At 60.5% G+C, this 12,174-nt stretch carries 7 protein-coding genes; all 7 read left to right on the plus strand.

All coding sequences use genetic code 11. The annotated features are described in order from the left end of the window. The first annotated feature begins 151 nt into the window (after nt 1–151). The 7 genes from VLM75_01070 (at nt 152) to VLM75_01100 (ending at nt 12,148) form a co-directional block, all read left to right on the plus strand. Nucleotides 152–2,989, plus strand: a complete 2,838-nt coding sequence (locus VLM75_01070) for an adenylate/guanylate cyclase domain-containing protein (GenBank protein ID HSV95503.1) — start codon at nt 152–154, stop codon at nt 2,987–2,989. Further along, nucleotides 2,970–5,105, plus strand: a complete 2,136-nt coding sequence (locus VLM75_01075) for a FecR domain-containing protein (protein HSV95504.1) — start codon at nt 2,970–2,972, stop codon at nt 5,103–5,105. Before VLM75_01070 ends, VLM75_01075 begins: the two co-directional genes overlap by 20 nt. Continuing rightward, entirely contained in the window at nt 5,095–6,492 is a 1,398-nt protein-coding gene (locus VLM75_01080; GenBank protein ID HSV95505.1) for a hypothetical protein, read from the plus strand. Before VLM75_01075 ends, VLM75_01080 begins: the two co-directional genes overlap by 11 nt. 83 nt (nt 6,493–6,575) lie before the next feature. Continuing rightward, entirely contained in the window at nt 6,576–7,265 is a 690-nt protein-coding gene (locus VLM75_01085; GenBank protein HSV95506.1) for a hypothetical protein, read from the plus strand. 19 nt (nt 7,266–7,284) lie between these two features. Beyond that, nucleotides 7,285–8,859, plus strand: a complete 1,575-nt coding sequence (locus VLM75_01090) for a right-handed parallel beta-helix repeat-containing protein (GenBank protein ID HSV95507.1) — start codon at nt 7,285–7,287, stop codon at nt 8,857–8,859. 99 nt (nt 8,860–8,958) lie between these two features. Beyond that, nucleotides 8,959–11,379 (plus strand): homocysteine S-methyltransferase family protein, encoded by a 2,421-nt coding sequence (locus tag VLM75_01095; protein HSV95508.1) that lies wholly within the window; start codon nt 8,959–8,961, stop codon nt 11,377–11,379. Between the two features lie 250 nt (nt 11,380–11,629). Continuing rightward, nucleotides 11,630–12,148 (plus strand): hypothetical protein, encoded by a 519-nt coding sequence (locus tag VLM75_01100; GenBank protein ID HSV95509.1) that lies wholly within the window; start codon nt 11,630–11,632, stop codon nt 12,146–12,148. Nucleotides 12,149–12,174: the final 26 nt, after the last annotated feature.

Below are 12,174 nucleotides of genomic sequence, written 5' to 3' on the forward strand. Positions count from 1 at the left end.
AAATCCCTCGTCTCTTTTCCGAAGAGATGGGCGGGGTCGGGTCGTTCGATCTAAAAATAATTGCGTTCGATAACCGCGATAATGGTATAGTAATGAATCCAATTGATCGAAAATAGAGACAGTGGGTTCTCCATCACCCGCGAATTGTACTATGAATACCACACTGCCCCTTATCAAGAAAACGATTTACCTCGAAACGGTCGATGGCTCCGGCGCGAAGGATATTCCGTTCGACGCCGACTTCGGCGGCATTGCGGTTGCGTTGATATTCTCGTCCAAACCGGTGAAGGCAGGCCAGTATAACGCACTCGTACGCCGGCTCGAATCCAGAGGGCTTACGGTCGTCTCGCACCACATTGAGAACACGGACCCGCACGCGCTCGGCCCGGTACGCGCGGCGGTCCGCGATATAAACGCCGCTCTTACCCTGGGCGACTGCCTCGTGGTTTCATTCGGCGAAAGCCACGCGCTCACGGTGCTGCTGTGCCATCTGCTGAAAACCGGTCTGCCGCTCGAAGACGCAATCCATACCGTAAGGGAAACCCGAAACGATCCGCTGTTCCTCGACGAAGACCTCTCTTTTCTTCTCGAATTTCAGAAAATGCCGGGGCGAAAAGCGGACTTCCCCGCGGAGTACGAACGTTTTCGCACCGATTATTCGATTGAACTGAAACCCCTCGCCCAAGGCCTGCCAAAAATCGAGGGCCTGTCGGGCCCGGCCATCCTCGACGCCATCGCGGTACGCGGCCCGCAGGCAGACGCCGGCACCAGTCGGCCGGAAACCGGGGACGATGCGCCCTCGAAACCGCTGGTCACCGAGCTGCCGGACCCTTATGAATTTCAGCTCGAACGATTCATCGATGAAGACCGCGCGGCATACCCGGAAATCTCCGCCGAGTCCACGCTGTACGATGAGGCGTTCATCGTTGAGCAACCCGCCCTTCCGGAGCCTGAAACGCTCGCTACGGAAGAACGGATACCGTCCGAAGGCGCGGCCGAAGCCGCACCCCGCGCGGGTGCGCCCGAGACGATACCGGAGATGTCCGCGGAAGCTGTGTCCGGGGAGGAAACGCTCCCGCGTCCCGGGCGTCGGGCCCGCGCCGGAGCGGGCGGTAAAGCCGTTGCGCAGACGGGCTCGTTCTACGCATCGCTGCGCTTTAAACTGATATCGATCATCTCGCTGGTCATAACACTCTCCCTGTCAGGGATGATCTTCCTCGCCACCTACTTCTTCAAGGAAGACAACAAGCTCAGGGTCGAGGAGAACAACCACAAGATCTCCGAGGTCGTCGCGCTCAAGGCCCAGGGTGACATTGAAACGCTTATAAAGCGGGCCGAACTCGTCGCCGGAAAAATCGCCGGCGCTCCGGCCGCGGCCGCACTGGCGGGCGAGCCCTACATCATCCACGCCGCAATCGCCCGGCGGGGACAGGGCGGTCCCGCGTTCGTATTCGCCGGGACCGCGCGCAACACGGCCCTCATGGGCAGGCTGCAACTGACCGCGGAGTCTCTCGAAACGGCGCTGAAGGGAACCGGGGGAAACATCGTCCGATCGTTCAACGGGGAGACCGTCATTCAGAACGTGTCGCCGCTGGTCAACCTTCCCCTCCTGGCGCTCGGCGTCCCGCTCGAGCGGGACGCCTCCGGCAGGGTGGGCTCGGTGCTCGCCTGCCTGGTAAGCCCGGAAAACCTCATGAAGGCATTCCAGTCGCGCGGCGGTATAACCACCGTTTTCATGATAAACGAGGCCGGCGACGTCATCGCGCACCCGGATACGAGCATCGTCGTCTCCGGCGGCAACTTCATCGAGCTTCCCATCGTGAAGATGATGATGACGAGCAAGATTGACAACGGCCAGACGCGCTATCGCGATGAGAAAAGGGTATTCCACATCGGCTCGTTCAGGAAGGTATCCACAGGAGGCCTTGGCGTCATCGCCACCGTCGAGGAACGGAAGGCCTTCGAGGAAGTCTATAATATCCAGCGGCGCAATATCTACATCATGGTGATCGTCCTTACTGTCGTCGTTTTGATAATCTTCTATTTCGGCAACACCATCACCACGCCAATCATAGACCTTGTATGGGCGACAAAGAAAATAAAGGAGGGTGACTACCGGGTCGACATCCTGCCAACCACGCGCGACGAGATCGGCGAGCTCACCGCCTCGTTCATCGAAATGGGCCGGGGCCTGGAGGAGCGCGAGAAGATCAAGTCAGCTTTCGGCAAGTTCGTGAACAAGGATATCGCGGAAGCCGCCATGCGCGGCTCGCTCGCCCTCGGAGGCGAGCGCAAGACGGTGGCGATACTGTTCACGGATATCCGCTCATTCACCTCCATTTCCGAGAAGCTCCAGCCGGAGGAGGTGGTAGAGTTCCTTAACCAGTATTTGACGCGCATGGTCGAGTGCGTCAACCTCACCAACGGCGTCGTCGACAAGTTTATCGGCGACGCGATCATGGCGGTATGGGGAACGCCCGTTTCAAGGGGCAATGACACCGAGGACGCCATCAATAGCGCGCTTTTGATGCGGAAATCGCTTGTCGAATTCAATAGCGACCGCGGCAGCCCGGGGAAACCGGTCATCAACATCGGCTGCGGCGTTAACACCGGTCTCGTGCTCGCCGGCCAGATCGGTTCGGACGACCGCATGGAGTACACCATCATCGGCGACGCGGTGAACCTCGCCTCGCGCATCGAGTCGCTCACCAGGCCCCTCGGCACCGACATCCTGATAAGCGAGGACTCGTACGAGCTGGTGAAGGGCGTCTTTTCCGTCGTCCCCATGCAGGCCATAAAAGTAAAGGGCAAGGAAAAGCCTCAGCGGATATACGCCGTGATGGGAAGGCTCGACGATCCGGGCAGGCCCGCCTCGGTCGAAGAGCTCCGCGCGCATGCCGGAATAATTACGCCGCCCGAAACCGCCGGGCAGGCCCTCGAGGAGTTGCCGGCGGGGAGCGAATTGAAATATGAGATCGTTGAACACTAACGTACTCGTTCCGGCCGCGGGCGCCGTCATCATCGCCGTCTTTTCCCTCCTCCTGTACCTCGACATGAGGGGAGGAAAGGGCGTCGCGCATAACGAAGAGATCGGCACCATCACGTTCAAACGGCAGACAGCCCAGCGCAAGTACGCGTCGCAGGTCGTCTGGGACGATCTCGCCCAGAACATCCCGGTCTACAATTACGACTCCATCCGCACTTCCGACATGTCCGAGGCCGTCATAAAGCTCAAGGACGGCACTGAGATCGCGTTAAACGAGAACAGCATGATTCTGCTCGCCATGACGAAGGACGACGTAAGCGTCGACTTCACGCGCGGCTCGATCGCGGCCAACCGTGACAATGCGGACAAAAAGCTCAACATCACTGCGGGAGGCGCCGTCGTCGCGCTCGGTGAAGGCGCGCTGAACCTGTCGCGCGGCAGGGGCGAGGGGCTCGACCTTACTCTGAACAGGGGAAGCGCCCGGGTCAAATTGGGCGAGAGCGAAAAAGACGTGGCGACCGACCAGCGCATCGTGGTTGCGGACGACGTGCGCGTCTTCAATCTTACGATACGGCTGTCCTCGCCGGGACCAAACGAATACTTCTTCACGCCCGCCGGTAAAGCGACGATCGCGTTCTCATGGGAACCGGCCCTGGGCGCGGGTCAGGCCTGGCTCGAAACGGCCGCTGACCAGTCGTTCGCGTCCATCACCGGCGCCCGGCCCGTTGCCGGAAAAGCCGCGACGCTGGCGCTGCCCGAAGGCATATCCTACTGGCGCGTGCGCACCGCCGATCGTGCGACCGGCAAGATCGAGGTAAGCGAAAGCCGCCGCCTGGTGTTACTGAAAAGAGAACCGCTCGTGCCGATAACCCCGTCCGACGGGGCGGTTGTCCGGTATACGCTGAACGCACCCATCATCCTGTTCCGATGGTCCGAAAACGCCGCGGGGGGCATGTCAACCCTTTCGGTCTTTCGCGACGCGAAGATGGAAAACCAAATCAAATCGGTAAGCATTGCCGGAACGTCCATCGCGGTCGACGATCTCGCCCTGGGCACCTATTTCTGGCGGGTCGAAAGGACCATATCGGCCGGGGGCAAACAGATTAAGGATACCGGCGCTTTGCGCCGTCTCGTGGTCGAACGAAGCGATACGCCGGTGGCGCCGGAACTCGTCTATCCCGTCGAGGGGGCGGCCGTCAACCGCCTCGCGCTGGAACGCGAGGCCGCGGCGTTCACCTGGAAGAAGAACACCGACCACCCTCTCACGCGCGTCGAGATCGCCCGCGACCGGGCGTTTGCGCAAATCGTCCATACCGGCGATGCGCGCGGCAACGTTATGCGTTTCGCACGGGCGTTCGAGCCGGGCGCGTACTACTGGCGGGCCGTCGGCATAATAGACGAAAAGACCTCCACGCCTCCGTCGGCCTCGCGCGGGTTTCGCGTCGTCGAGACCGGGGACATCACGCTTGTCGGCCCGGCCGAAGGTGCCATTGTCGCGCCCGAGGCGCCGGCGGAAAACGCATCGGTCGATTTTGCGTGGAGGCGGAGCGGAATTGCCGGTCGCTACCGGCTCCAGGTGGCACGCGATGCGTCGTTCGCCGCCGGTTATCGCGAGCGCACAATCGACGGCACCGTAGTCACACTGGACGACATCGAGCCCGGGGATTACGCATGGCGCGTGCTGCTCCTCGACGATGAAGGCAACGAGCTGATGAGAAGCGCGCCGCGCCTTCTGGGCGTCCGCCGGCCCCTGCCCCGGCCCGAAGTACTCTCGCCCGCGGACGGAAATATTGTGGACATGCGCGACAGCGATGCGCTCAATTTCCGCTGGAGGCCGGTAAAGGACGCCACGCAGTACCGGATAGGGCTGTACCACGTGAAGAAAGGAATACATAACAATATTCTCACCAAAGAGACCCGCGATACCGCGATCGCCATGACCGAGCTTGAAAGACTCGACGTGGGCGACTTCTACTGGACGCTGCAGGCGCTGGAGGTCAGCGGGGGCCGTACCGTCGCGCGCCGGAGCCCCGAGGTGCGCTCGCGCTTCAGCATAACGCTCGGCGGCGCGGCCCGGAAACCGGAAATACAATCGCCACGGAAGATCTATGTCGAATAGACCGATCCAGTCATGGCCGGCCGCCTTTGTCCTCTGCATATGCCTGATCGCATCGTTCAATGCAAAGACCCACGCCGCTGAAAGCCCAGCCTCCGCCGGCAAAGCCTCTATCGCCTGGGAGGCCGTGGAGGGCGCGATACGCTATGAAGTGATGATCCGCGACGAAAAGGGCTCGATTGTTTTAAAAGAGACAGTGGAGACCAACCGGGTGAGTTTCTCGCTGGCGCCGGGGAAGTATTCGATCAACATCATCGCCATCAACAAATTCAACAAGCCTCATTCAGAATCCGGACGGGAGGATTTCGAGATCGCAAAGAGGCCCTCGTACCGCCAGGTGACCGAAGGCACGCTCATGCGCATGGCGGCCGGACTGCACTTTTCGATTCCGCTGGCGCCCTGGGACGAATTCCTCAACCCCGCACTTGGCGCGTCGCTTCGCGTCGGCCTTACCGGCACGAGCGGCCTTCGCCGCTACGGCGGGATCGAGGCCGATCTGCGCGCGCTCGGCTACCGCGGCTCCGGCGCGGCCTCCTCGTTGATACCGCTCATGGCGGGCCTCGGCGCGTACGCGCGCATGCCGCTCGGAACTTCGACGGCGCTTTTAGTCCGCGGCGGCGGCGGCATGGCCTTTTCGCGCCTGCTTTACGATGATGCCTCCGGCCAGGAAACGGTCTCCTGGTCGGGGAGGCCGTACTGGGGGGCGGGGCTCGCGCTGGAGTATTCCCTGCCACTGGGATTTTTCATTGAAGGCGGCGTCGAGTACCAAAACATCATGCTCTCGCGAAAGGCCCTTGCGAGCGTCGATGCGTTCCTTTCGGGCGGCATGCTTTTCAACTGGGAGGCGGTCGAAACGCGCAAGGGCGCCATCACGCAGACATCGTCGGCGGTGCTTCCCGTGGCCGTTCGGATTTCGGCCGGGATTCCGTACGTAACGCTCCTTGGCGACTTCGGGTACGTGAAGCGTGAGACCCTCAACGGGATCGACGCGAGCCTCGCCCTGCAGGGAATGCGCGGCCTTATGCGCTTCGCGGGCCTCTCCTTCGATTTCGTGTACGCGGAATTCGAGGGCAAAGGAAGAGCCGAAGGCATGACCTCGTATCTGAACGGGGCGAGCCTTCTTTTCACCACCGACTTCGCCTTCCCGGTCAATCTTCTACTGAAAGCCGGCGGAGGCATCGCGGCATCGAAGCTTGAGTATGAAGATCCCTTTACTTTATCGCCGAAAACAATCTGGACCGAGGATACCTACTATACCGCCGGGGGCGGTCTGGAATTGCGCGTGTACGCCGGTTTATTTGTCGAAGCGCTGGCCGGTTATTATTATATTGATCAGGGAGGCGGCGTCAACGCCCTGAAGATGACCCTGCGGGCCGGGGTGCGGCTGTAAGTGGCGCTGTTCATTGTATATTTACATGCCTTGATAATAATTATTTGCATTGAGCCGACGATTACACGGTATTACCGGAAACGATGAAATCGATACGACTGTTCCCCAATCGCCTGCTGTATCTACCGCCGCTCCTTCTCGTCGCGACGCTGTTGTCGTGCGAGGTGCAGGATTTCGGGGAGATCCTCGAGGCCGCCGACGGGGAGATCCGCTGGTACTCCGTGACGCAGCACGCGGGCGTTTCACTGCCGCTCGAGATCGCCGCGGACGGATCGTTCACCGAGCCGCGGAACGCGAACATGATCACCATCGTCGCCGTGCTCCCCGAGCCCGTCGACCCGGCGTCGATCGGCCCGGCGAATATCGACTTCATCGGCCGCACCAACGCCGCCGCGGTGTGCGACCCGCCGTTTTCCGTCAGCATGGACGCGGCGCATACGCAGGTGCGCGTTACCGTGTTCGGCCTTACCGATATCGCACGCTACCGGATACGGCTAAAGAACGAGAACGGGGTCGAGCTCAGCCAGCGCGTCTTTGCCCGTTTCATGGGCGATGTGCTTTCCGGTGATAGTTTGGTGGACACGATCGATTCCGACAAGGTGCTCGCATTCGTTAATGATCCGGACGACCTCGATCCAACCAACGAACTTCACGTCAGGGCCGACATCGATTGCGACTTCATTCACTTTACGGGCGACCTGACGACACTGCAAAGCGGTTCACCGGCGGGATATCCAAGAACGCTCACGGCGACCGTACCTGACTTTCCGTAAGGCGCACCGGCAGGAAACCATGATGAAACTCATTGCACAATATAAACGCACCTTCCTTCTCCTCGCTTTCGCGACGGCGGTGACGACAGGCTCCTGCGGCGGCGAGAATTACTGGAGCGAGCTCAAAGGCGGATCGTCCTCGGGTACGCTTCCGCCCTCCTTCCCCGTCGGCATGTACGTGAGCACCACCGGAAGCGATGTAACCGGTGACGGAAGCCCGGACAATCCCTATGCGACCATTCAGAACGGGACAACACAGGCGGCTTCTAATGGACTTCACGCGGTCTTCGTGGAGGCCGGCACCTATTCGATTCCAGCGGAGATAACGCTTATCGAGGGGATTTCCCTGTACGGAGGTTTCCGCCCGGGCGACTGGAACGACCGCAGCGTAACGCCCGCGGCGCGCGATACGGGAAGTCCATACTGCACCGAAATTATATACACCGCCGCACCGGCAATCCGCGGCACCGGGCCGATATCCTCGGCAACTGTCGTAGAAGGATTCGTAATTTTCGGCCCGACCGCGTTTTCCAACGAGAACAACTCCAATCCAAGAATATCTAATAACACGATCGTCGGCACCGACATCGGGACCAGTTACGGCATTCACAATCTGAATTCGTCCCCGAACATTCAGTTTAATATCATAATCGGCGCCTCCTTCATCGCGGTCAATGCCTATGGCATCTATAATTCCACCGGCGCGACACCGACCATCACCGCAAATACCATTTATGGATCCCTGGTGACCAGTTCGGACACCGCGAACGGCGTATGCAATACGAACGCTTCAACCGATCCAATAATCGCAGGCAACACCATATACGGCGGTCCAGCCGCCAACACTTCACGCGGAATCTACAACACAAACGGCGCCGAACCGGTAATCATCGGAAACCGGATAGCGAGCGATTCCGCCACCGCCAGCTACGCCATCCATAACGAGGACTGCATCAATGTCGTGCTGAACGGCAACGATATTTTCCCCGGAAACGGATCGGCTTCCTCTGTCGGTGTTTACTGCAGCAATTCGCCAATCTGGATCCTGAACAACGCCGTTCGTGCAGGCGGGGGGGCAACGACCGACTACTCCTTCGGCATACGGCTTGCGGCGAATTCGGACGCCAGCATTTTCAACAACACGATCGACGGCGGCACGGCCGATACCGGCTCGTACGGCATCCGCATATTCAACGCCGCCCCGCTGATACGGAACAACATCATCTTCATATCCGGTTCGGCGCCTCAAAGAGTGGGAATTGTGGAGGGTAACCCCTCTAACTCAGATCCTGTTTTTTTTACAAACAATAACATCTTCGACTGTCCCATCCTATACCACGACGATGACCCGGCCGGTATCGTTGACGACATTGTCGACTGGAACCAGCTTAATGATCCCCTGAACACAACACAGGGGGGGCCGGCCCAATTCAATATATCGGTGCCACTTACCCTCGACGCCGATTTCCGGATACTCGCCCCGCCTCTGGTTGTATGGGAAGGTGGAGCCGATCTTACCGGATTTCTGGATGACGACAAGGACGAGAACCCGCGCACCGTCCCCTGGTCCATCGGCGCGTACGAGTACGACTGAACCCGATAAAATAATTGACCTCACGCGCCCGCATGGCGCATACTGCCTCCCCTCCCGCGGCCGAGCGCGGGAAATTTCATTTAACCGGAACGCCACGCGATGAACTTTATCGACCGACTCCACAACGCCGATCCCCTGGTGCTCGACGGCGCCATGGGCACCGAGATATTCCGCCACCTTCCCGACTACCGGGGCTGCGTGGAGATGCTGAACCTGGAGCGGCCCGACGTCATAGAGCGCGTGTACGGCGCCTATGTCTCGTGCGGGGCCGATATCATCGAAACCAACACCTTCGGCGGAAGCCGGCTCAAGCTCGCCGAGTACGGGCTTAGCGGACGCTGCCGCGAGATCAACCGCGCGGCGGCCGCTCTCGCTCGCGCCACGGCCGCGCCGCGGGGCGTGTACGTGGCGGGCTCCATCGGCCCCTCCGGCAGTCTCGCCGAGCCGCTCGGCGAGACGCGCGTGGACGAGCTCTACGAGTCCTTCGCCGAGCAGGCGCGCGGGCTCGCCGAGGGCGGTGTTGACCTCTTCATCATCGAGACCATGAGCGACCTCCTGGAGGCAAAGACGGCCCTGCGAGCGGTTAAAGACATCACCGACCTGCCCGTCATCGCCAGCATGACCTTCGAGGAGAACGGAAAGACCATCAGCGGCACCGGCATGCTCGCTGCGCTCGCATCGCTCGCGCAGGCGGGCGCGGACGCGGTCGGCGCCAACTGCAGCATGGGGCCCGACGGGCTCGTCGGCCTGTACAAATCGCACATCGGTCTTCTCAGTGAAATCGGTGTGCCGCTCAGTGTGTGGGCGAACGCCGGGCTTCCTGAAATCCAGGACGGAAAGACCTTCTACTCGCTCTCGCCGGAGCGTTTCGCCGGGCTTTCGATGATCTTCGCCGACCTGGGCATAAAGGTCATCGGCGGCTGCTGCGGCACCACGCCCGAGCACATCCGCGCGCTGAAAGACCGTCTTAAAGATGTTTCCGGAAGCGCACTGCGCGGGAAAAGGAGCTTTTCATATATCACCGGCCGCTTCACCGCGATCGACACGAGAAAACACGAGGGGCTCGTCGTCATCGGCGAGCGACTTAACCCGACCGCCCGCAAAAAGTTCGCCGAAGAGCTTAAGACCGGGCTGTTCGCCTTTCTCCGCGAGGAATCGCGCAGGCAGGTGGACGAGGGCGCGCATGTGCTCGACATCAACGTGGGCGTCCCCGGCATCGACGAACCGGCCGCCATGCGCGAATGCCTGCGCATTCTTTCAACGGGCGTCAGGACGCCCCTCATGATCGACTCGGACAATCCGGCGGTGCTCGAGGCGGCGCTTGCGCTCTATCCCGGCTCGGGCATCGTCAATTCCATAAGCGGCAAGGGGAAGAGTCTGGAAACGGTCGCCCCGCTTGTTGCTCGCTACGGCTTCTTCACCGTGGCGCTCTGCATGGACGAGGGCGGAATTCACCGCGAGGCCGAAAAGCGCATCGCCATCGGCGAGCGCATCCTCGCGGAGCTTGGGCGTCGGGGCATCGGACCACAGCGCGTCTTCATCGACCCGCTCATGCTCGCCGAGAGCGCCGAGCCCGGCGCGGCCATGGAGACGCTCAAGGTCATCGGGCATTTCGCGGAAAGGGGGATCAAGACGAGCCTCGGGCTCAGCAATATATCGTTCGGCCTGCCGGCGCGCAGGCACATCAACACCGTCTTTCTGCACCTGGCACGCCAAAAGGGACTTACCGCGGCCATCATCAACCCCTCGGGGGTGCGCGAAATCTCCGGATACTCGGCGGAGGAGCGCCACGCGCTCGACTTTCTCACCGGTTCCGACCCCGGCGCATCCCGCTACATCGCCTTCATGAGCGGGAAAGATGCCGATGCCGGTTCCAAACCGGCCGCACGCACAGCCTCGGGGCCCATAGAAACCATCCTCGCCATGGTGCTGGACGGCGACAACGACGCCATCGCGGTGACCGTGGAATCGGCACTCGCCGCGCATACCCCCGATGAGATTATGAACTCCGGGCTGATAAAGGGCCTCGAGCGCGTGGGCGAGCTGTACTCCGGCGGCGAGTACTTCCTCCCGCAGATGATCGCCTCGGCGAACGCCATGAAAAAGGGTTTCACCGTACTGAAACCGCTCCTTTCAAGGACCGCCTCGCGGAAGCTCGGCAAAGTGGTGATCTGCACCGTACGGGGCGACGTGCACGATATCGGAAAGAACATCGTGGCGATGATGCTCGAAAACCACGGATTCGAGGTGATGGACCTCGGCAAGGACGTGCCCTCCGAGGAGGTGGTCGCCGCGGCGAAGGAGTCCGGCGCCGACCTCATCTGCCTCAGCTCGCTCCTCACCACCACGATGAACGAGATGAGCGTTATCGCACAGCGTGTGCGTGAAGATGGGCTTGGCGCGAAGCTCCTCATCGGCGGCGCGGTGGTCACCGAAGAGTACGCCCAACGCATCGGCGCGCACTACGCCGCCGACGCAGTGACGGGCGTGGCCAAAGCGAAGGAGCTTATGGGCGCCTGAGCGGCCGACCGGTCGCTTACGGGAATACCGCCACTGACCCGTACATGGGGTCACGATGCCGTGATATCCATCCCATTTTTAGCTCTTTTCCCGCCATATTTTTGTTGACATAACCCGCCCCGGCGCGAATATCGGAACGAGGATTGAAGGTCTATTTTTCTTTAATAATTCATGTTCTTTTTCATATTCAACATAGAGCAGTCGGCCTCCGGGGCCCCTTATCATCTTTTAAGAATAAAGGAGACAGTGTGTGAAACGGCTACGATCATTACTGCTTTTCTTCCTCCCCTTTGTTGTCTTTACCTACGGTTCATTCATAGTGTTTCAGGCAGCCTGCGACCGCGCAATGAGCGTCCAGGCCGAAAAGCTCCTCCCGTTCAACCATAATTCCCATGTCACCAGGTACAACGCGTCGGACTGCGAACTCTGCCACGGCTACGACGATAACGGCAGGTTTAAGGGGATCCCGACGGTTGGCGACTGCAAGATGTGTCACGACGGGAATACCATCAAGGAAAAGGCCCTCTTCAAAGGCTACAAGGACACGGACAAGCCCTGGACTTCCTGGGTTAAGCAGCCCGACCTGGTGTATTTCAGCCACATTGCGGTGATGAAGAATACCAAGACGGCCCGCTGCGACTCGTGCCACGGCGGCAAGGCCAATTCGATGACGAGTGCGAAGATAACAGGCAAAATGCCGATGGGCCAGTGTATGGACTGCCACACCGCGCTCAAGATCAGCAACACCTGTGCGGTCTGCCACGATTAAGCGAACGGCACGCCACGATCAAATAT

It is taken from the genome of Spirochaetota bacterium, from assembly GCA_035477215.1.
GTDB lineage: Bacteria > Spirochaetota > UBA4802 > UBA4802 > UBA5368 > MVZN01.

Bases quoted from the DNA above. Each gene is read 5' to 3' on its own strand.
- VLM75_01070 (HSV95503.1), top strand. From the start codon at position 152: ATGAATACCACACTGCCCCTTATCAAGAAAACGATTTACCTCGAAACG.
- VLM75_01095 (HSV95508.1), top strand. From the start codon at position 8,959: ATGAACTTTATCGACCGACTCCACAACGCCGATCCCCTGGTGCTCGAC.
- VLM75_01075 (HSV95504.1), top strand. From the start codon at position 2,970: ATGAGATCGTTGAACACTAACGTACTCGTTCCGGCCGCGGGCGCCGTC.
- VLM75_01090 (HSV95507.1), top strand. From the start codon at position 7,285: ATGATGAAACTCATTGCACAATATAAACGCACCTTCCTTCTCCTCGCT.
- VLM75_01085 (HSV95506.1), top strand. From the start codon at position 6,576: ATGAAATCGATACGACTGTTCCCCAATCGCCTGCTGTATCTACCGCCG.
- VLM75_01080 (HSV95505.1), top strand. From the start codon at position 5,095: ATGTCGAATAGACCGATCCAGTCATGGCCGGCCGCCTTTGTCCTCTGC.